A 23,861-nucleotide genomic window follows, 5' to 3' on the forward strand; every position below is an offset into this window, starting at 1 on the left:
CCTTTCTCCGTGGAGCATGATACAAACACGTGCAGGAGGAGACAGACGCACCATTTCTTGCCTCGACACCGAGGCATGCCGTGTGAACGCCTCCACCCGGGGCGCCAGATCATCTGACGCCCCGGGTGGAGGGGAACGAGACACACACACACCACAATCAAATACGATCGCAGGGCACTGCGAGAGGAGAACCAATCCGCTCTCCTCTCGCAGGCCCGGTCCAGACAACGGCTGATCAGACACCATACAGATCACGTCGGGCATCCTTTTTCACTTTCGCATCCCCCCATTCCCTTCAGCCTTTCCCCGCAGCACACCCTCACACCATCGAGCACTGGGCGGCTGCACACAGGACCTGGCACATCCAGAGGAACGTGAGACGGCCTCGAGCTCGCGACACATCGTCATCCATTCGCCGCCCGCACTCCTGGCTTTCTCGGTCCCCCCCTCCACCTCCACCGTCAGCACTCCGGCCCCTCGCTCACACAACAACGCGCTCTGCTCGGCCTGCATGACACCGCAACCGATGCCCTCTGGACACCCCTGCAGGCCATGCCCCTGCCTCGCTCCCAGCAGGTCGACGCCGATCTCCTGCTCACTTCCTCCCCACATGGCACCATCCACACCTCCCTGCTGGCTGCCCTCCTGCGCACACCATTGGAGCCATAACGGCCAGCTTCCTCTCACACAGCAGTGAGCAGGGCCGGCACGGTGACCAGCCCTGCTCACCTTGTTCCCCTCTCACTCTTTGTTCACAAATTCATCTCATCTATCGATCAAAGCATTACACAAGGAAGCTGGCACCGTCAATTCCATTTTTATGTGGTGTGCTTTTTTTCTTCGCTGTTTGCGCGCTCCTTCTCCTGCCTCCACCCGCCTCCTTCCTCTCCCCATGCGCTTTCCCTCCCGTTTCTCCCCTCCCTCCTTCTCCCCAGGCCACCACGAAAAAAAGAATTCAGGGTATTTTCACTTTCACTTTCACTTTTACGAAACAATCAATATGTTATCATCTGATCGGAAATAGTTTTGCTCATATCGCAATTTTATCAATGCGATTCTATCCATCTTACAATATCATCATCTAGTAATACTCTATCAGCTTCAAATTCAGTATCATGATACCAATTGGGGTATTCTTTCCATTCTTTGTCTTTACTTTTTAAAGTTTCATAGAAAGCATGAGTAGCCGCAATAATAACCACTTTATCCTCTTGAGCTTGTAACACCAGAGCAGGTATAACAACACTTTCCGCTCTTTTCATCGCTCCCAAACGCATCCGCAATATCTGAACGAGAAATGTCGCTGTAAGCTCTTTTACCCAATAAGGGTCTTCCTCTAACATGCGTGCAGCCTCATGATTTGTCGTCATTCCATCATACCCTCCTGCCACATGCCAACGGCGACGAGATTTAAAAAGCCCTCCAATCAAAATAGACAAGGTCGTTCGTAACGACAGTCGACTGCCATCTCGTATCCATGGATTCAAGAAGATCACACCACTGAGAAGGTGTCTATAATCAGCCGCGACATAAGTCGCAAAGATACCCCCCATACTATGCCCCAGGAGATATACTTTGGCAGATTGATGACGTTGATGAATTTCGGCAATGACCTCTACTATATCTTGCACATATTGTTGATACACATCTATGTGACCGGAATGTCCTTGTGATCTGCCAAATCCTCGATGATCCACGGTATATACCGTTAAGCCACGAATATATAATTCATTAGCTAGATCAACATACCATCCTCCGTGCCCTCCTAAACCATGAAGAATTAAAAGCACGTCAGCATTTTGCTTCTGCCAGGATCTGACAAATAACTGACAACCATCTTGTAGAATTATATATTCGTCTTTGCGTGGGATATTCACATCATCTGTAAATTCCCCCCATATTCCAGGCGTCTCTGCATTATAGCGTGCCATACATTTATCACCCCTTTACTTTCGTACATTCATTCTTACTATATGAATACGCACAATCACAGTTTATTATAATTCAATTAACTGTACCAGGGTAAGGCTCTATATATCACCCAGGAAGCTCATCTTGCCACTCGCTCATTTGGAAATCTGCAATCCGTGAGAGTATACTATCTGTAAGAGGATAAATGTTCCTGTAAGGTGTTCACTTTTACTGCGGATCATATGTACAAACTCATCAATTATAAGTAAAGGCGCAGCTTATGAAGCCTCATTCTATTCCTCTACACTTCATAGTACTAAGCGCAATGATCGTACTTATTGCGCTCTTTTTTACAGGTAGCCGCACTGAGGTGTCTGCACTTCATCCTAGCATAATCCCTCGCACAACACAGATAACTTCAAGCCCTGATAGTAGGCTGCAAGATTTCGCTGGCACATGGTATAGTCATGGGGCAGCTTTAATTATCCAGGCTAATGGGGACGCAACCTATACAGCTCGAGCCTATAGCTGGTGTAATGCAAATACCCCCCAACCCTGTGACGTAATACAAAAGAATATTATTATCTCCGGCATCAGAATGGAACTTAAATTCACACAGGCTCAAGGAAATGTCGCGTATGGAACCGTCTTAAAAAGTACAGTTGGTCATATTGGCTCTCCGGTCAGTTTGACACTGGCTCATGACCATACAGCAAAGTTTACAGAGGTGACCTCAAAGTCTCCTCGTGTGCTATGTGATCTCTATGCTCCCACTGGACGTTGCGGAGCATAAAGTATGCCAATCCTTAATCAGCTCTCAGGGGTTTTACATCTACAAGATTTGAAAGGATATATATTGATGTAAAATTCAAACATCATGCACAATATATACCCTTTACAAAGACCTACTATTTGCCGCTGCGGCTACGAGTCTGCGCACGACGAATTAAAGCATCGGAAGTGACTGCCAGAATCAGTACCAACCCTTCAACCATCTGCTGTACATCTGTCGTCTGATTTAGCAGTGACAGGCCGTTATCCAGACACTGCACAATGAACATACCCAATATCACAGCCCAGATCGAACCACGACCACCAAACAGACTGACACCACCAATAACAGCTGCCGCGATAATGTCCAACTGCAACATGGAGGGAATAGCACTGGCTACCGCATTTTGTCTCGACGTGTCAACAATAGCAGCAACTGCAGCAATCGCTGAGCATAGCACAAAAACGGCAATCCTAATACCTACAACATTAATACCTGCACGGCGGGAAGCCTCCGCATTACCACCAACTGCGTAGATGTGACGACCAAATGAAGTTTTAGTTAACACCAACCATAGTAGTAAAATGAGTCCAAAGAGAATGCCCATGGAGTAAGGCACGCCCTGATAATTCTCAAGCAAAACTACTACAACTTCTACAATAGCAATAGCTACAACTGATTGCACAATTAGCCGCGTCATTGACATTGTGCGTAAGCCAGCTTTTTTACGGGTAAAGTAGTCATAAACGAGGCTGGCAACGTATGCCAATACTGCAAGTGTAGGCAAACCTACGCCCAGAACATCCGTAAAGTAGCTGACCGGTGTACCCGCCAGCGAAAGAATGAAGGGATCTCCTACACTCTGCGTTGTCTGGGAACCTAGAAGGAAAAGAAGTAAACCAGAGTATACAATAAAAAAAGCAAGCGTCACAATAAATGAAGGAATTCGAAGGATCGCGACAAAGATACCATTCAGCAGACCTGCACCAGCACCTATCAATAACGCAATCAGGATCGCTGGTCCAGCTGACCACCCATGGCGCTCGGTAAGAATAGCCATGACCACCGCACATAACGTTCCCACAGCCGCCACCGATAGATCAATTTCACCCAACAAAAGCACCAGTACAATGCCTGAACTATAAATACCTAGCGAGGCGCTTTGCAAGAGGATATTCGTAAAGTTTTCACCTTGCAAAAAAATCGGGTTCAAAATCTGGAAGAAGGCAACAATCAAAATCAAGGTTAACAGAACTGGTAGAAAACCCAGGTCGTTCCTCAGCATTTGACCAATTGTCTGACGAGGCTGATAGCTGGGGACTTCTACCGTGCTCGCCGCTACCTGAGTTTGTTCAGTGCTGGCATCTGCCCCATGTTTTTCTACAGTATCACTCATTACTCATTTCCTCCCATGGCACTAGCCTTCTCTCCGCTTACAGTGCTATAATCTGCGCCTGTCATAGCAGCTACAACCTGGCCGCTTGTAGCATTCTTGGCATCAAAGGTTGCTACACGCTTCCCTAAGCGCATCACAATCACACGATCTGCAACCTCGAAGACATCGATCATGTTGTGCGAGATCACTACTACAGCTAAACCTTGATCCCTCAAGCGTTTGATAAGATTAAGCACCTGGCGAGTTTGGGCAACACCCAGGGCCGCTGTTGGTTCGTCTAGCATGACGAGTTTTGCCTGGCGCAATATAGTTTTGGCTACGGCTATGGATTGGCGTTGTCCACCTGATAGTGAAGCAACTAGTGCTCGTGCAGAAGGAATCTTTACATCCAGAGTCTTCAATACAGCTAGAGCACGCTTTTCCATTTCAGTGGAATTAAGCGTTCTGTATGGCGTGCGGATCTCATGTCCTAGAAAAAGATTCGAGGTGACATCTAAATTATCACATAAGGCCAGGTCCTGATAGACAGTTTCAATACCAAGTCTCGTCGCTGCCTGAGGACTATTGATGATGGCAGGCTGCCCATCAAAGAAACATTCGCCTTCATCCGCTGGCCCTACTCCGGAGATTGTTTTGACTAGGGTCGATTTACCGGCTCCATTGTCACCCACAAGAGCAACTACTTCACCTGAGTATACTTCAAAATCTACACCAGATAAAGCTCTGACGGCACCGAAGGTCTTTCCAATGCCAACCATACGCAGTAAAGGCTCTGCCCCTCTGGTCGCTATTTTTTCGTTCTGGCTCTCTGGCAGTTGTTTGTTCTCAGCCATATAAACCTCTCTGTTAAGTAAAAAGAAAAGAGGACAGCTACATTAACAAGAACTATATAGTTGTTTACTTTTTTACACCTTCATGAGGCGCAATTCTTCTGCTTCTCGTTCTTGCTACTGACAATATAGAAGCCCTGATACACGTCATTGAACACGGTACCAGGGCTTCTATAGGTCCAAGAGCTGTGTTCTGCAGTGTAAGGTGGAACGGACCATATTTTCGCTAGCCTCGTTTATGTATACGCTTCTGCGCTAAATATAACCTGTCGCCACCTCGATCAAACTACAGTACTATTTAGCAGACGCCACCAGCACCAGCTGGAACACCTTTACACACCTGATCTTTGGTGTAGAAATTGTCTTTAATAATGGTGTCTTTTACGTTGGTGATGTCAACTGCAATAGGAGCTTCCAGAATCGAAGGAACTGACGCGCCAGAAGTTGGCTCTGTAGATGTATCCGTAGCAATGGATTTAATATCATCACCCTTACTAATCGCGGCTACAACTTTGGCAGTGTCCTGAGCCTCTTTGCTGTACGGCTTGTAGACAGTCATTGCCTGCTCACCGTTCAAAATGTTGGTGATAGCAACCTGGGCAGCATCCTGACCAGTTACCAGCACTTTTTTATCCAGGTGAACAGTTTTGAGTGCCGCAATAACTGAGTCAGCCATGTTGTCGTTAGCGACATAGGCAATAGCAACTTTGTTTCCGGTGCGGGAAAGGGCAGCCTGCATGTCTTTCTGGGCTACAGGGCCGGTCCAGTCGGTGAACTGCTCATAAACGTTTTTCAGGGTTCCGTTATTGAACAGGGGATCTAGAGAAGTATGCATGCCCTGTTTGAAGAGAATTGCGTTGTTGTCAGTCTGTGCGCCGTTGATAAGAACAGTGTTAGTGGTGCCGTTCTCTTTAACATACTGCTGGTAGTGCTTAGCAATGTAATCGCCCTGCAGTTTACCAACATCCTGACCCTGGAAGGAGACATATGCGGTAACTTTCTTGTTGGCGATCAGACGATCATAAGAAACGACTGGCACACCTTTCGCTGCAGCTTTATCGACAATGGCTGATGCCACTTTACTGTCAGCAGGCGCTACCACCAGGATACATGCACCCTGCGTCAGCATCGATTCTGCCTGCGTCTGCTGGGTTGCTGCACTGCCGTTAGCGTTGTTGTACAGAATGTCGCTGTCGGTAATAGACAAGGCGCTCTTCAAAGCATTGATGAGCAGTGGCTTGTCCTGGTTGTCCCAACGATATGAGGTATTGGTCTCTGGGAAGGAGACACCAATCTTTTTACAATCTTTGCCGTTAGTTCCACCGTTCGTGGTGGGGGTCGAAGAACTTGTGTTACCACTGTTATTAGCGCTACCACAAGCTGATAGGAGGAGAGTAAATAAGAGGATGCCTGCCATGAGGCTCCATTTGCCGCGTTGACCCTTTGAGAGTTTCATCTTGAAACCTTTCTCCATAAAAATCACCTGTGTCTTCTTCTACTAAAAAAACACGCCAATGGTGAATTTCTAATGAACGCTTTCACAACTCCCCATAGGTCATATTTCTACCTGTACAGATATTAAGGAGCACAGCTAGCCATTATTAAGCTATAATTTCGTATTAAAATATGGAATTCTTCAATACGCTCTATAAAAATGAGATAAAACCCACTCTTCTGCTTCACATCTTGCTAGCAAGCATGTTAGAATCGTGAAGTTCTATCCTTCAATTTTTCTTAGGTGTATCGAACATCGCCATCGGACAACAATGTCTTAGGATCCATTACGCCGCACTAGATAATACTCGTATACGCGTATTACATTCTCCCATATCCATAAGCTACAAACATGCACTCCACACAAGCTTTTTGTAACCCAATGGTAGGCAGTGCCTTCTTCGTATATCAGCATCACACATGTACAGCTATTCTGCGAAACTGGTCCTTTAATATATGCAAGGTCTAAATACGAACCAATTGAAGAAGTTACGAAAACACTACCAAAGAGCTACACTGCTCCTGGTAATCCGGACAATATATCCAACAGTGGAAATGTATCACAGCCATAATAGTTTGTCAATAAACTGATCTTACGAATTATGCTCATTCGCTAAAAATGAAACCTCGCCGGACAAATATATCATGCATTACTATTGTTTGCTTACTATTAATGCAAGCATTTATCGTCTCAAGGGTTGTTACCCTATTATGTAGCGAACGTTCTGCGATTAATGGAGTCAAGAGGTTTCCACACCTCTATTACTCTTATATCTATTTCGCTACAAATATGCATTAAACGATCAGTATTGTCAATCGCTAAAATGCTTACTCTTGTGCGCTGTGCATCTTGCAGTTTTTAAAAGACGATTGGCTACTTCTAGATATTCAAGATATAGATCCATCAAATTGACAACAACTATTAGATCTGGGGTCTTTTTACCCTGACTCGGTATGTTCTGGATAGCACAGCACGCTAAGTTTTTTAGCGAATAACATTTACCACCTGCTACAGTTAACCTCTGCCAAAATGGGTAAAAAGTTCCGATTTTTTTATGTGCCTTCCATTTCTCCCTCCTTTGTGGTCTTATACATAATAAAGATACCTGCAGTTACGAAAAAAGAAGGATTGACAAACTTGACAGAATATGTTACAAGTAAATGAAACACATCGAAACTAACTGAAAGCAGAGAGAAAAGTAGTACATGGACATAGAAAAGGAAAAGGCATATGCTCCTGCTGCGTTAACAGCTGGTTCATCCCTCTTTACAAATGAGAGAAGACAGCAAATCGCACATATTTTAGGAGAACAGCAGCGTGTAACCGTTCCTGCGTTAAGTCAGTTGTTTTCTGTCTCAGAGGTAACCATCCGCAAAGACCTGGCCTGGCTTGAAGCCCATCATGTTGCAGTACGCACCCATGGAGGTGCTGTTCTGGCAACAAGCCACTCGTTGGAAATGGGCTTCGATACCCGCGAGAAACTTCAGCATAACGAAAAGGAACGCATAGGTGCAGCCGCAGCCAGTTATGTGCTTGATGGTGAAACCATTGCACTGGATGCCAGCACTACCGCCCTTGCTATGACCCAGTATTTGAAGGCGAAGCGCGAATTAACGGTTGTTACCAATGGCTTACGCATCGGTATGGAACTTATCAATACTCCAGGTATTTCCGTTCTCATTCCCGGCGGTATGCTCCGTCATGAGTCGTTCTCTCTCATCGGAACGTGGGGAAAATCTGTTTTGCAGCAGGTTCATATCAGTAAGGCGTTCGTAGGCGCCCGTGGTTTTTCCCCTACTGAGGGTCTTACTGATGTGAATGGGGAGGAAGTGGAATTGAAACGCGCTATTGTTGAGGCTGCAAAAGAGGTTATTGCTATTGTTGACCATAGCAAATGGGGTCATCTGGCCTTTGCTACGTTTTGTCCTCTTGAACGGTTGAAGTTAATTATTACTGATGCGAAAGCTCCCACCAATATGGTTGAGCAAGTACGTAGTCAGGGCATCGAGGTCTGGATTGCTTAGGGTCTGGTATCACTAATACTACGTGTCTGTTATCGCTAGTACAAGGAAGGAGTAGCGGTCAATGGGGATTTCAGCATACACATTTTTTGAGCAGCAGCAGGCCGATCGTGGCATCGATCTTGAACAGGTGAAACAACAGATTAAGGCTTTGAAGATTGAAACCCCTTCATGGGGGTATGGCGACTCAGGCACGCGATTTAAGGTTTTTCAACAGGTTGGCGTTCCTCGCAATCCGTTCGAAAAACTTGAAGATGCCGCTCAAGTTCATCGCGTGACAGGTGCATGTCCTTCAGTTGCTTTGCATATTCCATGGGATAAGGTTGAGAACTATGATCAGCTCCGCAGCCATGCAGAGTCACTAGGACTCACCCTTGGCGCGATTAATCCCAACCTTTTTCAGGGAGATGCATATATTTTTGGTAGCCTTTGCAATTCTAATGAAGATATTCGCCTCCAGGCAGTAAATCATGTACTTGAGTGCGTCGATATCGCTCGCGCAACCGGATCCTCTTTAATTAGCCTCTGGCTCGCTGATGGCACTAATTACCCTGGGCAGGATAACATCCGTGAGCGTAAACATCGGCTTCTGAGTTCTTTACAAAAGATCTATCAGGCGATGGATCCCCATATGCGTTTACTCATTGAATATAAATTCTTTGAGCCCGCCTTTTACCACACTGATCTCGGCGATTGGGGGATGGCCTATAATATGGCATTAAAATTGGGTGAGCAGGCTCAGGTGCTGGTTGATACTGGTCACCATGCTCAGGGAACCAATGTCGAACAGATTGTGGCCTATCTCCTCGATGAGCAAAAATTAGGCGGATTCCATTTCAATAGCCGTAAATATGCCGATGACGATCTGATTGTGGGTTCAACCAATCCTTATGAGCTCTTCTTGATTTTTTACCAGATTCTCGATGCCTCTCGAGCTAATGATGCGGGAGTCCGTCAGACGGCAGCGAACATTGCGTACATGATTGATCAGAGCCATTGTATTGAACCTAAGATCCCAGCTATGATCCGCTCAATCCTGAACGTTCAAACACAGTTCGCAAAAGCACTCTTGATCGACTTCTCCGCTGTGAAGCGCGCCCAGGAACAGCAAGATGTTCTGGCTGCCGAGAATGCTGTTCGTGAAGCTTTTGAATTTGATGTCACTCCTCTTCTATATGCTGTTCGTGAAGAAATAGGAGTACCAGTAGATCCAATGCGCGCTTATTTACAGAGCGATTATGGTCAGCGCATTCTTGCTCGCGGTAAAGGCGGTGCAAGTTGGTAAAAGCTCTCGCTTTCGATTTAGGAGCGAGCAGCGGACGCGCAGTTGTTGGTCAGCTTGATGCAGATAAACTTACTATCATTGATACCCATCGTTTTCCCAACGAGCCAGTGCATGTGCTGCAGCATATGCACTGGGACATTCTACGCTTGCTCCACGAAATCAAACAGGGATTAATTCAGACGCGCTTGCAAGGTCATACCGACATTGAAAGCATGGGCATCGATACCTGGGGGGTTGACTTCGGTCTGTTGAATGCTCAAGGTGAGCTTCTTGGTAACCCTTATCATTATCGTGATGGTCATACCAGTAGCATCATGGAACAGGTCTTTCAGCAAATTCCTCAGGCTGAGATCTTTCAGCGTACAGGCATTCAATTCATTTCCTTCAATACTATTTATCAATTGGCAGCCTTGCAAAGTTCTTCTTCACTGTTGCTTGGTCAAGCCGAGACGCTACTTCTGATACCAGAACTGCTACGTTACTTTCTGACGGGGCAACGCTTAAGCGAGTGGACGATTGCCTCTACAACTCAGTTGTGCAGTCCAATCACCCGCAATTGGGATATGGATCTCTTGCAGAAGTTAGATATCCCAACTCAGCTGTTTCAATCTCCAGTCAGTCCTGGTACACTAGCTGGAACATTGCTCCCAGCTATCAGCTCAGAAGTTGGCCTTCCATCGCTACAGGTCGTTGCTGTAGCAGAACACGATACAGCTTCCGCTGTCGTAGCTGTTCCTGCCACCACCTCTGATTTTGCGTATCTTAGTAGCGGTACATGGTCCTTGCTGGGGACAGAAATCTCTTCACCCATCCTTAGTGCACAGGCACTGCAGGCAAATGTTACCAATGAGGGGGGCATTAATCAAACGATCCGCCTGCTCAAAAACGTGACCGGCCTCTGGCTTTTACAGGAATGTCGCCGTATCTGGAAAAATGAAGGATTGCAATTTACCTTTGCAGATGAGGAAAAACTGACTGCTGATGCACCCGCGTTCCGTTCCTTTATTAATCCAGATCATCCTATGTTTATGAGCCCTGCTCATATGCCTCGTCAGATACAGGCGTATTGTCAGCAAACAGAACAACAAGTGCCGCAAACAGCGGGGGAGATCATTCGCTGCATCCTTGAAAGCCTTGCCTTGCGCTACCGTTATGTACTGGAACTAATCGAGAATCTTGTGCAGAAACGCTTTTCAGGATTGCATGTCGTTGGAGGTGGCTCTCAGAATACCCTTCTGTGCCAATATACTGCAAATGCGCTGGGCCGCACAGTCTGGGCGGGTCCGGTAGAAGCAACCGCTATCGGTAATTTACTTGTTCAATATATTGCTCTTGGACATCTTGTAAATCTTCAACAGGCTCGCTTCCTTGTTCGGCAATCATTCCCTATTCACACGTATGAACCGCTTGAGGTGGCACACTGGGAGGCTGCATATACGCGTTTTTGCCAGATCATGTGATTGGATCCTCAATTACGCATCAAATAGATATTGCACCTAAAGGGATGCTATGCCGATTTGCGCTTTCTCACGTAGATGTCGTAGGCTGATAAGATATAGGTTGTGATGACCTTATTTTCCAGATTAATGAAAATGAAGGAGCTTATATTACCATGGATTATGGAGTTATTGTTCCCCAGGGATGGCGTATGGACCTTGTTGAGATCACTGATCCAGTTGAGGCCTATGAGGCGATGACCCGCGTGGCTCAGGAAGCCGAAGCCCTGGGGTATTATTCGATCTGGCTCTATGACCACTTCCATACAGTACCAACCCCTACCCAGGAGGCTACATTCGAATGCTGGACCAGCACCGCCGCTCTAGCACGCGATACGAAACGCGTTCGTATCGGTCAGATTGTGACCTGTAATAGCTATCGAAATCCGGCTCTGCTAGCAAAGATGGCTAGCACGGTCGATGTGCTTTCACATGGTCGCCTCGATTTCGGTATTGGTGCAGGCTGGTATGAACATGAGTACCGAGCTTATGGATATGAGTATCCCGATGCCCCTGAGCGCTTGCGCCACTTGCGCGATGCCATCCAGGTAATTCTGGCGATGTGGACCCAGGAAGAGGCTACGTTTGAGGGTAAGTACTATCAGGTCCGGGGCGCAATCAATCAGCCCAAAGGAGTTCAGAAACCACATATCCCATTGCTTATTGGTGGCAGTGGAGAGAAGGTTACTTTGAAACTTGTTGCTCAATATGCTGATGCTTGTAACGTTGGTGGTGATATTGCTAATATCAAGCATAAACTGGAGGTCTTGAAAAATCACTGTGAGACTCTAGGTCGTGATTTCAATAGCATCCGCCGTACCGCGATCGTCGATGTGTGCGCTATTGCTGAGACTGAGGAGAAAGCCATTGCGAAGTTAACACAGAGAGAGCGCGCGAATCTGGCAGAACTACGCAAGATAAGTCTAATAGGCACGCCTGAACAGATTCGTCAACGTCTGGCTGAATATGAAGAGGCTGGCATTCAGGAATTAATCATTCACTTTGTAGATGCTGCAACCAATCTGGAGTCACTGCGCCTATTCGCACAGCAGTGCATGCAAAACTCCTGATACTTTAGGTGATGAAGCACGAAAAGGCGAGCCATGCACATGGCTCGCCTTTTCGTGCTTCATCACCTCTCTTTGCCCGTTTCTATGACTATAGGAGTAAACCGTTCACCAGCTGATTGTGGCTGCTTTCCCTGATTCCGCGCTTTCGATAGCCCCAAAAACCATGGCCAGGCTTTTGATGTTGTCAGAAGCTTGCGTTTCGGGCTGGGTATTATTTTGGATACACTCAAAAAACTCACGAATTAATCCTGCGTGACCGCCAACGTTGGTCGCTTCATACGCTGGTATTTCTATATCCTGGTACGCTGAAATAAAGCTACCTGTCTCTTTGACGATCTGAGCCAGTTGCTTTTTCCCTCCATCCCAGGTCAGCGTTCCCTTTTCACCTATCACGCGCCAGTCGCATTCCCAGGTCGTGGGCAATCCTTCGGCACACCAGCTGCCTCGATAGGTGTAGATAGTGCCATCAGCCATTTCAAAAATAGCAATAGCCGATGCATCTTGATCATACCAGGAACCGCTGGGATTCCATTCCTTGCAGTATACGGATACTGGATCTGCTCCAATCAGGAGCCGTGCCGCGTCAAAGGTGTGGATGGCCATGTCCAGTAGCAATACGTGCTTCATATGGTCTCGGAAGCCACCAAAGTGAGCTCCGATATAGAAGTCGCTGTTCACAGTCGTGATGTTACCTATGGTTTTCTGCTCCAGAAAATGTTTGACCCGGCGTATCTGTGGTTCATAACGTCTATTCTGAATAACTGAAAAAATTTTCCCGGCTTGTTGGGCCACTGCCAGCATTTCTTTGGCGTGCTCCATTGAGTCGGCCAGTGGCTTTTCACTTAAGACATGGCACCCATGCTTCAGTGCTGTCATAGTGACTTCATAATGTGCCTCCGGAATGGTGCAGTTGAAGACGGCATCTACCTCCGTCTGCTCAAAAACACTAACCAGGTCTTTGGCAATGATAGCGTCTGATAGTTGGAAGTCTATGGCCTTCTTTCTGGCCGCCTCTTCAAAAATATCTATTAAAGCTACAACTTCCACTTCAGGCATCTTGCCCACAGCCTCAAGCCATGCCGCGCTCATTCCCCCACATCCAACCAACGCGGTGCGTATTTTTTGTTGTTGCATGCTAACCTCTTGCTTCTTACTCCGCATCTATCAGGTACAAGAAACGCTCCTGGCTTGCGTATCATGGAGAAAATTGTGCTTACGGCAAAAAGCCAGGAATATTCGCTCGTGGGGTGCTATTTTGCGGTCCAGCCACCATCAATGACCAGCGTCGATCCGGTAATAAAAGCGGCTTCTTCAGAAGCTAAATATAATGCAGCACTGGCGATCTCTTCAGGCTTGCCCATACGCCCTATCGGCTGTCGCGCATGCAGTTTGTTGCGCTCTTCGTCTTTTGTCTCGGGAAAATTCTTGGAGAGGAAACCTTCAACGAACGGTGTATGTACTGTTCCCGGGCAGATGGCGTTGGCACGGATGTTCTGTTTCACAAAGTCCATAGCGATAGAACGCGTGATGCTGATAACAGCTCCTTTGCTGGCCCCATAAGGGAGACGGCGATCGACGGCTATCATGCCTGCTACTGAGGCGATGTTGACGATTACGCCTCCCTGCGGCTGTTGCGCGACCATGTGTTTAACACCCTCGCGCGCGCAAAGGAACGCTCCTGTCGCATTCACGTTCATGACGCGCTCCCAATCACTCAGGCTGGTCTCTAAAATGTTACCCACGTGGCTTACACCGGCGTTGTTCACTAAAATATCAAGCCGTCCGTGCTCTTGTATGACCTGGGCAAAGATAGCCTGGACCTGGGCTTCATCTGCGACATTTAGCTCTATCGCTTGCGACTTTCCTTCTTGCGCTTCAATCTCACTAACGACTGTCTTCGCTGCATCCAGGCGGATATCTGCGATAATTACATGCGCTCCCTGTCTGGCATAGAGCAAGGCGATCTCACGTCCAATTCCAGATCCAGCACCAGTGATGAGTGCTATTTTATTATCTAAGCGAAACACAAATGAATCTCCTTTATGCAATATAGGCTATGACACATTATTATAATTCATAGTTGTTGTGAACTGACCTTTTTATAGTGTAACATACCCGCTATTGCTGCTTCCAGCATACTTTCATATGTATATACGCTATAGAAACACTCTTGCCCTGAGCCATAAGTTACATTGTTCCCTGCCTTCTTCCTTTGGGTCGCTGTTTTCCATAACAACATTCATGGACACGGGCTACCAGGTACGAGTTGACAAACCCTTGTTTTTTCATTATTCTCAGAACATACACAATACATCAGCGTCTTCGGGGCAGGGTGAGAAAATGCAATGAGCATTTTCAATTCCCGATCGGCGGTAAAGCCCGCGACCTACTGTATGAGAATGTGATTCCATACATTGGTGGACCTGGGGAAGTTCCAGGGCCGACGGTATAGTCCGGATGGGAGAAGACATGAGTAACGACCCTTGTGGTTGTTCCATATAACATAGTGCCTGTCTGTTCATCGATATGATAGCTTGTCAATGCAATCGCATCCGACAGGGTATCCCTCGATTGTGCCGACGTGCTTCAGCTAAGAAGAGAAACCTACCTCTTAGTAGTAGTTGGGCGCGTCAGTCAGTATGTGGGTACGGCAACTTTGCGTACCTCTCATGGCTAACTGGCATGATTCTTTGTTCGATGTGCCTATAAACAGTTGCTATTGTTAATATCCCTTCTCCCTTTCCGTATCCATCTGTTACGCCCCCACTGATGTAAGCATATGTTCTCTTGCAAAAATCAAGTACGCAAATAGTTCGCTTTTACAATTAAGTCTGATGAATAGACATCAGTAGGACAGGGGCATTTAAATGGAAACGCAATCACACCTTTCGCCTCCAAATCTTTCGGTAGCTGATGCGATATGTGCAGTGCAAGCAGGCAAGATGTTGTTAATCTGCGATGATGAAGATCGTGAAAATGAAGCAGATCTCTGCCTGGCCGCCCAGTTCGCAACGCCACAGGCGATCAATTTTCTTATGCATTCTGCCTGTGGACTCATTTGCGTGGCCATGGCAGGTGAGCTTCTGGATACATTGCACCTGCCATTGATCGCCGGCGAGGGGAAACCTCTGCAGGGTACCGCTTTTACTATGTCTGTCGATGCATATACCTCTACAACTACTGGCATTTCTGCGCATGATCGTGCTCAAACTATCCGTACACTGGTTAATCCTATGACCCGGCCCGAAGATCTTGCCAGGCCAGGTCATGTCTTTCCGCTGCGTGCCCGTGCCGGGGGCACGCTCGAGCGCCGAGGACATACAGAGGCCGCAGTCGATTTGATGCGCATGGCAGGCCTGACTCCTGGCGCGGTTATCTGTGAAGTTCTGGATCACGCTGGCAATGCGGCACGGGGTGCTACATTGCGCGCTATGGCACATGAGTGGGGCATCGATATTATCTCTGTCGATGCCATCGCCCGTTTTCGGCGCGACCATCGTGTCAGCCTGGTTGCTCAGACTCATCTGCCTCTACCAGAGGCTCGATTTACAACGTTGGCTTATCGTGAGATAGATTCGGGTAAACAATATGTTGCGCTGCTTCTTGGCGACCTGACAGACAAGCAGGAGATACCTCCATTGGTTCGCCTCCACTCTGCCTGCGCCACTGGCGATATCTTCGGTTCCCAACGCTGCGATTGTCAGGCCCAGCTTCAGACAGCACTACATGCCATTGCGGCTGAAGGTCGGGGTATCCTTCTCTACCTTCCTCACGAGGGCCGTGGGATTGGTCTCTCAGCCAAGCTGCAGGCATATGCATTGCAAGATAAGGGCTACGATACACTTGAAGCCAATGAAAAATTGGGCTATCCCGTTGATGCACGCGATTATATTACCGCCGTTGAGATTCTACAGGACCTTCATATTACCCATGCTCGATTAATGACGAATAGCCCGAAGAAAATTCAGGCTCTTACGTCAGCAGGCATTCAAGTTGAGCGTGTTCCCCTTGAGATACAACCAACGGTCGATAATATTCGCTATCTGCATACAAAATACCAACGTCTGGGACATCTGTTTGCCAATTCACAAACTATCGATGTCTCGAGCTCATTGAAAGAGTGTGAATTGTGATGCAAAATCAATTTTATGCCCATGAACCTGCAATGTCTCTAGATGGGACCAATCTGACGCTTGGACTCGTTGTTGCTCGTTATAACTGGTCCGTGACGGGTGCGGTACTGGCTTTGTGCCAGCAGGAGCTCTCGCATTTAGGGGTTGCAGATAAAGCTGTGCATGTAGTGTACGTTCCGGGTTCTTATGAACTGCCAACCATCGCCCAGGCGATGCTAACGCACCAGGCTCACGACGCATTAATCTGTATTGGCTGTGTTATGAAAGGCGAAACACGCCACGACGTGGTAGTTGAGGATACGGTCGCCCGTGGTATTCAACGCGTCTCGCTTGATACAGGCGTTCCAATTATTCTAGGTGTGCTCTGCGTAGAAAATCAGCAACAGGCTGGACAGCGCATCGCCAGGGGCAAAGAATTCGCTCAGGCTGCGGTAGACGTTGCCTGCACGAGCCGCCTGTTACGCCACAGGCGCTAGATTCCATTATTTCATTCAGGAGGAAGATATGTTTACGGGAATCGTTGAAGAACAGGGAATACTCCAATGTTGCGAGGAAACCAGCCTGCGCATTTCGGCCGGTAATATACTGCAAGGCGTTACAGAAAAAGATAGCGTTGCGGTCGATGGCATCTGTCTGACGGTTACAGAAATCGGCGCGGATTGGTTTCGCGTAGATACGATGCCGGAGACCATACGTCGTACGCGCCTGGTCAGTTTACAGCCCGGCGATCGGCTAAACCTGGAGCGTTCATTGTTGGCCAGTGGGCGCATGGGCGGTCATATGGTGCAGGGGCATATAGAGGCGTGCACCTCTGTGCTGGCGACAAAAAAAGATGGGATCGGGCGGGATGTGATAATAGCCCTGCCACCTCATCTACGTCCTTATGTCATCCCCAAAGGCTTTATCGCTTTAAATGGCGTCAGTCTGACGGTAGTAGATGTCTGGCATGATCGCTTCTCAGTCTCTCTTATCCCATACACCCGCGAACATACGAATCTGGGGCAGGCCGTTGAAGGGATGCTGCTCAATGTGGAAACCGATATCGTTGGTCGCTATGTGGCTCGCTTTTTCGAGACCACTTACATCCATCAATCACAGCAACAGCCGACAACAGCCTGATCAACATGTGAAGTTTCAATGCAAGCTAGCGAGTGTTTGACGTAAGAAATGCACTGACCGTTGCAATTCGTCTAGCCCATTGACACCATCTTCAATCGAGATCCAGCCGTGAAAACCGACCTTCTTCAGCGTCTGGAAAATGCGGGGAAAATCATTGAGGCCGGTGCCTATTTCACCATGGCACAGTATACTGGCATAACCAGGACCTTCCTCTTTAGCTCGTAGGTCTTCTAGCGTATATCCAGGCTGTAAGCGCCGATCACTGGCATGCATACTTACAACACGCTCTTTTATGGCATCCAGTACGTCCAGTGGATCCTCGCCTGCCAGGATGGCATTGGATGGGTCATAGTTGACACCAAACCAGGGCGATTCTATGGCATGAACGATATGGGCGAATAGGGGAAGATGCTGAGCAAATTCCGGATAGGTCCAGTAGTTGTCTTTATAGTGATTCTCTATAGCCAGTATGACACCGTGTTCCTGCGCGTAGGGAAGAAGCTGCTGGATGCTATCCACTACCATCTCAATACCCTGCTCTTCAGAGACTCCTGGCCTCCTTTGACCGGAGAGAACACGGCACGTTCGCGGCTCGGGTGCTGCGAAAAAATCAACCAGTTCTATCATGCGCTTGCCCTTTTCAATTTCAGCCTTGCGCGCAGCTTGATCAGGCTGGATAAAGTCGGGGGACGCACATAACATGGGCATAGCCAGGCGGTGCTTTTGGAGCGCTGTACGTACCTCTGTTAAATAAGGACGTTCAAATGATGTGAAGAAACCAGGATAAAATTCTAATCCGTCTACACCTAAACCTGCGGCCATCTCTATCCACTGAAATAATGTTAGGCTCCTGCTCACACATAGCTCATCCATAAAACATTTGGGGAATGCCGCGATTTGCTCTGTATGGGCAACTTGCGTATTCATGCTTTCTCCTCCTTAAACTGCTGCAAGTGGGTACGTTCAGTTATATGAGAAGCCTCGATCCTGACTATCAGGTGCTTCACGGAGTGGGGCTGCCACCTGATGGCGTGGCGGTGGGCATCATGCCTGGTAACGGATCTATAATCGACTCAACGTCCATGCTGATGAAAGAGGCCGTGACTTCATCTGATGACCAGCCGTTGTTTACAAATAAGGCAACCTGCCCTTTGGTGTAGTCATAGTCTTCGAGCTTCTTAACCTCTACCCCATTCACCTTTAAGACAATTTGAGGGCCATTCATCGATACTTCAAGCCTGTTCTCATGCCCAATCTTTTTGATCGATGGAATATTGGTGATCGTGCTCAGCACTATGCTTTGTGGCAATTTGTTATCATCTAAAGATTCTTTGTTGATGGTGATGGTATTGTTACCAAAGATATCAATCCGATAGTCATGATCGAGATTACTGTCCCCCCTTAGATAGAGACCCACTCTGTCATTTTTATCGGCTTTTTCCAGAATATAACTGACGTCGAGCGTAAAATTACTTAAAGGCGCCGAGGTGGGCACATTTTCAATCAGGATCTTGTGTTCTGCCACCGATAGAGTAAGCTTGTTGTCAGCCATCGAACGTATATAGCCAGCGCTACTGGATACGGCCCATCCATTATGATTGTCTAAAAAATCTTCGTGGAATAAGGTGGTGGGAGTCGGAGTAGCGGTATTGGTAGTAGTGGAAGTAACTGTCGGCGTAACGGTAGGCGTCTTTGCTCTACTGGTGGCGGTGTCTGTCGGCATTACTTGAGAAATATTTCCGCCACTTCCTTTAATTTTTGCGGCAAAGATAACACTGCCGCTTATAAGTATAAGTAGCAGTAAAGCAACCCAGACGAAAAGCCTTATAGATCTTTTCTGGCGCTTCTTTTCACTTCCCATAACAGTGAGTTGCTCCCCCGTTTCCAATATTTATCATAAAAACACTGTTGATAACACTACAGTTCTGCTGATACACATATGCTTTTGCCCCCTACCATCGGCGATTTTGACCTGCAATACAGGTTGCTTCAATGCTATGCATAAATCCTTCTGCTACTATGTACGTTCAATGCTGAACCCTGGTATGCCATCCTATAGGATTTCATACCTTTCTGGCTACATACGTGTGCAGGAAGATGAGACTAAAGCAAATGGGCCCTCTCATCAGGCATATGCGTGATGCCCGACGTTGTTAGTAACCCCTCTGCGATAAATTGGCGATAGCTGGTAATTACTTGTTGTACACTTAATCTTCCATCTGGTCGGAACCAGGTTGCGACTTCTGTGCACATCGCAATGATGGCATACGAGGCAACTTTAACATCGCATTGGCGGAAAACACCTCTCTCCATACCATCTTGCAATAGCTCCTGAAGAAGGGCTTCATACTTATCTCTCAATGAGATAATCTGTGCTTTGTGACCATCTTCTAAAGCTCTCATCTCTGTATCGATAATAAAAAATTCCTCTTTGTACGTCGTATGCATGCGTATATGGTTGGCAATCGCTTCGTGCAGGCGCTGGAGCGGATCATCATATTCTTTGAGGACATGTTCCAGGCTTACATTCAAACGTACCATGTATGTTTCCATTATCTCAATCAGGAGGGCCTGTTTGTTTGGATAGTGATGATAAATACTGGCAGCCTGTATCCCCGCCATACGAGCAATATCTCTCAATGGTGCTGCGTGATATCCGTATTGAGCAAAAAGGTGGACAGCAGCAGCCAATATGCTTTCACGCATTGAACGGCCTTCGGGCCGCATAAGCTATTTCCTCGCTTCTCTCAGTCTCATACCATTGTAGCAGAAATAGAGAAGCCCGTGAACGCTACCAGAATTTTTCCAGAGATATCCTACCAGAATTGCCGGTCAGTTGTTACTTTTGCTACGCTGCTTCGCCATACTACGGCAATACAGCGCGGGATAAAGATGGTACCAACAATGGCAATCCAGAGCGCAGTCACAGGGGCAAAGAGATGACCGAATAGCCAGACTCCTACCCAGCCTCCTGCCCAACCCGTACATCCTCCAATGGCTAGCATACCGAACCAGGGCCATTTTGACCAGCCTTTTGGCTGTAGACGCGCTGCGATAGAAAGCATTCCAACACCCAGACCAATCATACCCCACAGAGAAGTGGATGCGAAAATCATCATTTTTTCCATTTCGTGCTAGGAGCCTGTATAGAGCAAATTATCCAGTATGCTAAAGAGATGAAAGCCGTCACCAGCAAGTTGGCCCACATTCAGACCAGAGCGAACTTCGACATGGTCAAAGATATGGAACTCTACGTATTCATGCTTATGCCGCAATTGGGTGAGCGCCGCGTCAAATTCTCGCGTTTCTGTGACGGGTAGCGAACCATCATTGCGATCATGAAGCAGAAAAATTGGGGCGCGAATGTCTTTGATCACCCGTTTTGGAGAAAGATCTGTCAATAACTTCTGTATTTTTAGTGGTAACAACTGTATGTTCCTCGCAGCCTGGTGTGGCTCATCACCTTTGAGCAGATGATACACGGCCTGCGCTCCTGGGGATAAGGATTGTAGTTGAGTGCCAGTTAGCGGTTGGGCATCGCTAGCTAACGCTGTCCTGAGCGTGGTTTGCTCATCATAAGAAAAATCCTTTGTTGTCATGTTAGTAAGCACCTGTATTGGGATGTCAATAGGATGCCAGGCCTCGGTCTTGCCATCTATCGTTATACTTCTACTCCCCAATGCTTCTAAAAGGGTTGTGGTGTCAAAATACCCTCCAAATGCGGCGATATACGCGACTTCATCTCTGATGCGAGGATCTGCGGCAGCGAAACATGTAAGTGGGACGCCCCCGCTAAACGCGATCATGCCACTGTGCCTGCCCGCCATTCCTGGTAGGCTTTCTAGTTTTTTGAAGGCCTGTACCGTGGCATCAGTATCCTGTACAGAAATATCATAGGCCATCAAAGTGGGGGTCGTCATGTCCATAACAATTAGCCCTGTACGCGCAAACGCTTCCGATAAATTAAGTAACTGTGGTACCTGGCGGTTATCTCCCACCCCTGGCACAATCAAGACGCCACCGCGCGCGCTTTTGATGAGAGGATCTCCCCCTATCGGCATAAATACATCTAGATATACAGGACCACTCTGTGAGGAGATGCTCATCTGCATGTGCTTGATGGCATCACCATTGTTGATCAATATTCCAGGTTGCGTAGCGAAGATGAGCGCAGGCAGAATAACAAGCGATCGGATTATTGATCGTCCCCAGGGGAATACGGATGCGCATATACTCCCAACAAAGAGCATACCTAATAGGATGCGCGCGACTTTATGCTTCTTCTTGAGTGGCGGTTCGGTAGTCGACTCGCCTTCTTTTTTAGAAGGTTCCATAAAAGGATGATTTTTTGAGGATCCTGGTGTCAGCCGGCGAGACATGCGATGATTCTACCTTTCTGCTCTTTCTTTACCACTGCGCTTAGGCAGTTGATTTGAGAGTAGTATAGGTGATTATTTCACTTTGGCAATAGGGACATTTGCCCCATTGTTTGTCCCAAAAAGAAGCACAGCCAGCAAATAGTTTTACATTTGCTGACCGTGCTCCTCCCATGCATTCTTCAAGACGGGATCTTTCTTGTTTCAATACCTATTCCAGGTAGGGGTCATCCACCTCCATTGCCGCGGAGGTGTGCACACCTATCTGTCTATATCTGGATTTATGTCGTCCTCATCGGTAACCAGCCCTAGATAGACCCCCATCCATCCAGCAATAAAATGCGAACGCCAGAGACCTTGCTCAAACGCGTTCAGATTTGTTGGGACGAGGTGCTCAACAATCATAGTGAATTGTTTGTCATCTAACGGTACAGGATTTGGACATTCGTGGTCTTCAATAAAGGTAAAGTGGGCGCGAATCCCTGTTCGATAACCATGCTCTACAGCACTTTCATAGATTGTTTGCTCGGATAAACCAATGCGTATACGTTTTCCAAACGGCAGATCAGTCCCAGGTGAGTAAACCAGATCACCAATTTTTTCCAGAGGTGGTGGCGGAACTTCATTTGATCGAGAAGAGAAAGACATTAGAGAACCTGCTTTCTGCGTGTAAACCGTACGTACATTTTACAAGTTAACACATATTAAATATGATTTGGTTAGCACAAGGCTCCTGAATAAGACCAATTCAATAGGCCCTCTCGGAGTTCTATCCCCGTGAGTTCTAGATAAATAATGCTCCCTTCCTTAGGACTGTATCTATCACATCAACCGCTGACTCTATTTTACATTCAACCTATTCCATAAGACAAATATATCTTGTAATCCATAGTTTTTATTACTTTTTGGTGAGTTACTTTTACTTTCTTTTTCGACAAAAAATACATATGTATCTATAAATCAAAAAGAAATTACTAAGCTGCGATAGGCCTGATGGCCATAATTTTCTGCAGGAAATGGTTGAGTCATTCCGTAGCTTCAATCTCCCACCGAGAAGCACCTTTAAGAAAAATATGTGTGGGGAGATTGTCCCTATAAAGAGAGATTTTGTTATAACCAGAATGTGGTATGTTGTTAGCTGGCAATAGTGCATTTTTGGCTGAATACTTATATACTGCAACAGATGTCAGGCTGTGGGAAGCTTCATACGTTGCCTTTACATAGAGAGAGAGAACAGGTGATATACATCCATGAAAAATGAGTTGCTTATAACCGAACATGCGCACAAACAAGGGAAACCTTTTTTACGAGGATGGTTTCACGCGTTCGCTGCTGTGGCTGCTCTGCTGCTGACGGTGGTCCTGTGCTGGTATAGTCGCGCGGATCTGCCACGCTTTATCTCCCTGCTTATCTTTGGTTTGAGTATGATTGAGATGTATACGGTGAGCGCTATCTATCATATCGTTCATTGGGAGCCTGCACGGCGGCGCGTCTGGCGCGCCCTTGATCATGCGAATATCTTTGTGCTGATCGCCGGCACCTATACACCACTCTGCTTCAATATTCTTTCTGGTTGGGTGCGTGTCACCTTGCTCGTTGCGATCTGGCTGCTGGCAGGTACCGGCATCGGTTTTACGCTCTTCCCTTATGCACTGCGCGTCCCTAAGTGGTTCAATGCTCTGCTCTATATATTGATGGGCTGGATCGCCATCCTTGCTTTGCCCGCCTTTCTGGCAGTTCTCCCGTGGTCTTTCGTCTGGACAATGATCGCTGGTGGCATCCTCTATACAATTGGTGCTCTAGTCTATGCCAGCCACTGGCCCAATCCCCTGCCACGCTACTTCGGCTACCATGAGATTTTTCATCTTTTTGTGATTGGGGGCAGCGTGGCCTTTGCCTCCTGCGTCTGGCTGTGGGCACTACATTTTCCTCGCGTGTAGTATAGAAGACCAGGGCA

The 23,861-nt window shown here is 47.2% G+C and carries 22 protein-coding genes and 1 riboswitch; of the genes, 8 read left to right on the plus strand and 14 right to left on the minus strand.

Going from position 1 to position 23,861, the window contains the following annotated elements; genetic code table 11:
* The 6 genes from AABA21_RS14070 to AABA21_RS14095 all read right to left on the minus strand — a co-directional run.
* Window positions 1-255: hypothetical protein (locus AABA21_RS14070; RefSeq protein WP_338251063.1), on the minus strand; the 255-nt coding region annotated here is incomplete at its 3' end.
* A gap of 15 nt (window positions 256-270) precedes the next feature.
* Entirely contained in the window at window positions 271-729 is a 459-nt protein-coding gene (locus AABA21_RS14075; RefSeq protein WP_338251064.1) for a hypothetical protein, read from the minus strand.
* A 317-nt stretch (window positions 730-1,046) separates the two neighbouring features.
* Entirely contained in the window at window positions 1,047-1,931 is an 885-nt protein-coding gene (locus AABA21_RS14080; RefSeq protein ID WP_338251066.1) for an alpha/beta fold hydrolase, read from the minus strand.
* An 888-nt stretch (window positions 1,932-2,819) separates the two neighbouring features.
* On the minus strand, window positions 2,820-4,079 hold the full coding sequence (locus AABA21_RS14085) for a sugar ABC transporter permease (protein WP_338251068.1): 1,260 nt from the start codon (window positions 4,077-4,079) through the stop codon (window positions 2,820-2,822).
* Window positions 4,079-4,912 (minus strand): ATP-binding cassette domain-containing protein, encoded by an 834-nt coding sequence (locus AABA21_RS14090; protein ID WP_338251070.1) that lies wholly within the window; start codon window positions 4,910-4,912, stop codon window positions 4,079-4,081. The genes AABA21_RS14085 and AABA21_RS14090 overlap by 1 nt, the downstream gene beginning before the upstream one ends.
* A gap of 295 nt (window positions 4,913-5,207) precedes the next feature.
* Window positions 5,208-6,383, minus strand: coding sequence for a sugar ABC transporter substrate-binding protein (locus AABA21_RS14095; RefSeq protein ID WP_338258443.1), 1,176 nt, complete (start codon window positions 6,381-6,383; stop codon window positions 5,208-5,210).
* Between the two features lie 1,226 nt (window positions 6,384-7,609).
* On the opposite strand from AABA21_RS14095, the gene AABA21_RS14100 reads away from it, so the two are divergent.
* The 4 genes from AABA21_RS14100 to AABA21_RS14115 all read left to right on the plus strand — a co-directional run bounded on the left by AABA21_RS14100 (window position 7,610) and on the right by AABA21_RS14115 (window position 12,276).
* Entirely contained in the window at window positions 7,610-8,428 is an 819-nt protein-coding gene (locus tag AABA21_RS14100; protein WP_338251072.1) for a DeoR/GlpR family DNA-binding transcription regulator, read from the plus strand.
* A gap of 61 nt (window positions 8,429-8,489) precedes the next feature.
* The gene (gene rhaI, locus AABA21_RS14105; protein WP_338251074.1) at window positions 8,490-9,710 is read left to right on the plus strand and encodes an L-rhamnose isomerase; all 1,221 of its coding nucleotides are present in this window, start codon (window positions 8,490-8,492) and stop codon (window positions 9,708-9,710) included.
* Complete coding sequence (locus tag AABA21_RS14110) at window positions 9,704-11,170, plus strand: rhamnulokinase (RefSeq protein WP_338251076.1); 1,467 nt, start codon at window positions 9,704-9,706, stop codon at window positions 11,168-11,170. The genes rhaI and AABA21_RS14110 overlap by 7 nt, the downstream gene beginning before the upstream one ends.
* Window positions 11,171-11,322: 152 nt before the next feature.
* Window positions 11,323-12,276 (plus strand): LLM class F420-dependent oxidoreductase, encoded by a 954-nt coding sequence (locus AABA21_RS14115; protein WP_338251078.1) that lies wholly within the window; start codon window positions 11,323-11,325, stop codon window positions 12,274-12,276.
* 105 nt (window positions 12,277-12,381) lie between these two features.
* Here AABA21_RS14115 and AABA21_RS14120 read toward each other — a convergent pair whose 3' ends face one another.
* Both AABA21_RS14120 and AABA21_RS14125 read right to left on the minus strand, forming a co-directional pair.
* Complete coding sequence (locus tag AABA21_RS14120; protein WP_338251080.1) at window positions 12,382-13,410, minus strand: Gfo/Idh/MocA family protein; 1,029 nt, start codon at window positions 13,408-13,410, stop codon at window positions 12,382-12,384.
* A gap of 116 nt (window positions 13,411-13,526) precedes the next feature.
* Window positions 13,527-14,303, minus strand: coding sequence for an SDR family NAD(P)-dependent oxidoreductase (locus tag AABA21_RS14125; protein WP_338251082.1), 777 nt, complete (start codon window positions 14,301-14,303; stop codon window positions 13,527-13,529).
* A gap of 287 nt (window positions 14,304-14,590) precedes the next feature.
* A riboswitch (FMN riboswitch) is annotated at window positions 14,591-14,749 on the plus strand.
* A gap of 394 nt (window positions 14,750-15,143) precedes the next feature.
* Here AABA21_RS14125 and ribA point away from each other — a divergent pair.
* The 3 genes from ribA to AABA21_RS14140 are packed head-to-tail and all read left to right on the plus strand — an operon-like array spanning window position 15,144 to window position 17,528.
* Window positions 15,144-16,409 carry a GTP cyclohydrolase II gene (ribA, locus tag AABA21_RS14130; RefSeq protein WP_338251084.1) on the plus strand — a complete coding sequence of 422 codons (1,266 nt, stop codon included), beginning with the start codon at window positions 15,144-15,146 and terminating at the stop codon, window positions 16,407-16,409.
* Entirely contained in the window at window positions 16,409-16,885 is a 477-nt protein-coding gene (ribH, locus tag AABA21_RS14135) for a 6,7-dimethyl-8-ribityllumazine synthase (protein ID WP_338251086.1), read from the plus strand. Before ribA ends, ribH begins: the two co-directional genes overlap by 1 nt.
* A 28-nt stretch (window positions 16,886-16,913) precedes the next feature.
* The gene (locus tag AABA21_RS14140) at window positions 16,914-17,528 is read left to right on the plus strand and encodes a riboflavin synthase (RefSeq protein WP_338251088.1); all 615 of its coding nucleotides are present in this window, start codon (window positions 16,914-16,916) and stop codon (window positions 17,526-17,528) included.
* A 15-nt stretch (window positions 17,529-17,543) separates the two neighbouring features.
* Here the strand turns inward: AABA21_RS14140 and AABA21_RS14145 are convergent, their stop codons facing one another.
* The 6 genes from AABA21_RS14145 to AABA21_RS14170 form a co-directional block, all read right to left on the minus strand.
* Window positions 17,544-18,455 carry a sugar phosphate isomerase/epimerase family protein gene (locus AABA21_RS14145; RefSeq protein WP_338251090.1) on the minus strand — a complete coding sequence of 304 codons (912 nt, stop codon included), beginning with the start codon at window positions 18,453-18,455 and terminating at the stop codon, window positions 17,544-17,546.
* A 76-nt stretch (window positions 18,456-18,531) separates the two neighbouring features.
* The gene (locus tag AABA21_RS14150; protein ID WP_338251092.1) at window positions 18,532-19,389 is read right to left on the minus strand and encodes a hypothetical protein; all 858 of its coding nucleotides are present in this window, start codon (window positions 19,387-19,389) and stop codon (window positions 18,532-18,534) included.
* A 242-nt stretch (window positions 19,390-19,631) separates the two neighbouring features.
* Entirely contained in the window at window positions 19,632-20,255 is a 624-nt protein-coding gene (locus AABA21_RS14155) for a TetR/AcrR family transcriptional regulator (RefSeq protein WP_338251094.1), read from the minus strand.
* Between the two features lie 89 nt (window positions 20,256-20,344).
* Complete coding sequence (locus AABA21_RS14160; RefSeq protein WP_338251096.1) at window positions 20,345-20,647, minus strand: hypothetical protein; 303 nt, start codon at window positions 20,645-20,647, stop codon at window positions 20,345-20,347.
* A 15-nt stretch (window positions 20,648-20,662) separates the two neighbouring features.
* Window positions 20,663-21,907 carry an alpha/beta hydrolase family protein gene (locus AABA21_RS14165; RefSeq protein ID WP_338251098.1) on the minus strand — a complete coding sequence of 415 codons (1,245 nt, stop codon included), beginning with the start codon at window positions 21,905-21,907 and terminating at the stop codon, window positions 20,663-20,665.
* Window positions 21,908-22,165: 258 nt separating this feature from the next.
* Window positions 22,166-22,552: a hypothetical protein gene (locus AABA21_RS14170; protein WP_338251099.1), complete on the minus strand. Its 387-nt coding sequence runs from the start codon at window positions 22,550-22,552 to the stop codon at window positions 22,166-22,168.
* Window positions 22,553-23,154: 602 nt separating this feature from the next.
* On the opposite strand from AABA21_RS14170, the gene trhA reads away from it, so the two are divergent.
* Window positions 23,155-23,844 (plus strand): PAQR family membrane homeostasis protein TrhA, encoded by a 690-nt coding sequence (trhA, locus tag AABA21_RS14175; RefSeq protein WP_338251101.1) that lies wholly within the window; start codon window positions 23,155-23,157, stop codon window positions 23,842-23,844.
* Window positions 23,845-23,861: the final 17 nt, after the last annotated feature.

It is taken from the genome of Dictyobacter halimunensis (assembly GCF_036245075.1).

Excerpts from the sequence above, each read along its gene's own strand:
- AABA21_RS14095 (WP_338258443.1), bottom strand. The coding sequence starts at position 6,383 with ATGGAGAAAGGTTTCAAGATGAAACTCTCAAAGGGTCAACGCGGCAAA.
- AABA21_RS14160 (WP_338251096.1), bottom strand. The coding sequence starts at position 20,647 with ATGATGATTTTCGCATCCACTTCTCTGTGGGGTATGATTGGTCTGGGT.
- AABA21_RS14115 (WP_338251078.1), top strand. The coding sequence starts at position 11,323 with ATGGATTATGGAGTTATTGTTCCCCAGGGATGGCGTATGGACCTTGTT.
- AABA21_RS14100 (WP_338251072.1), top strand. The coding sequence starts at position 7,610 with ATGGACATAGAAAAGGAAAAGGCATATGCTCCTGCTGCGTTAACAGCT.
- AABA21_RS14165 (WP_338251098.1), bottom strand. The coding sequence starts at position 21,907 with ATGTCTCGCCGGCTGACACCAGGATCCTCAAAAAATCATCCTTTTATG.
- AABA21_RS14090 (WP_338251070.1), bottom strand. The coding sequence starts at position 4,912 with ATGGCTGAGAACAAACAACTGCCAGAGAGCCAGAACGAAAAAATAGCG.
- AABA21_RS14150 (WP_338251092.1), bottom strand. The coding sequence starts at position 19,389 with ATGGGAAGTGAAAAGAAGCGCCAGAAAAGATCTATAAGGCTTTTCGTC.
- ribH (WP_338251086.1), top strand. The coding sequence starts at position 16,409 with ATGCAAAATCAATTTTATGCCCATGAACCTGCAATGTCTCTAGATGGG.
- AABA21_RS14155 (WP_338251094.1), bottom strand. The coding sequence starts at position 20,255 with ATGCGGCCCGAAGGCCGTTCAATGCGTGAAAGCATATTGGCTGCTGCT.
- AABA21_RS14140 (WP_338251088.1), top strand. The coding sequence starts at position 16,914 with ATGTTTACGGGAATCGTTGAAGAACAGGGAATACTCCAATGTTGCGAG.
- AABA21_RS14085 (WP_338251068.1), bottom strand. The coding sequence starts at position 4,079 with ATGAGTGATACTGTAGAAAAACATGGGGCAGATGCCAGCACTGAACAA.
- trhA (WP_338251101.1), top strand. The coding sequence starts at position 23,155 with ATGAAAAATGAGTTGCTTATAACCGAACATGCGCACAAACAAGGGAAA.
- AABA21_RS14080 (WP_338251066.1), bottom strand. The coding sequence starts at position 1,931 with ATGGCACGCTATAATGCAGAGACGCCTGGAATATGGGGGGAATTTACA.
- ribA (WP_338251084.1), top strand. The coding sequence starts at position 15,144 with ATGGAAACGCAATCACACCTTTCGCCTCCAAATCTTTCGGTAGCTGAT.
- AABA21_RS14120 (WP_338251080.1), bottom strand. The coding sequence starts at position 13,410 with ATGCAACAACAAAAAATACGCACCGCGTTGGTTGGATGTGGGGGAATG.
- AABA21_RS14170 (WP_338251099.1), bottom strand. The coding sequence starts at position 22,552 with ATGTCTTTCTCTTCTCGATCAAATGAAGTTCCGCCACCACCTCTGGAA.
- rhaI (WP_338251074.1), top strand. The coding sequence starts at position 8,490 with ATGGGGATTTCAGCATACACATTTTTTGAGCAGCAGCAGGCCGATCGT.
- AABA21_RS14145 (WP_338251090.1), bottom strand. The coding sequence starts at position 18,455 with ATGAATACGCAAGTTGCCCATACAGAGCAAATCGCGGCATTCCCCAAA.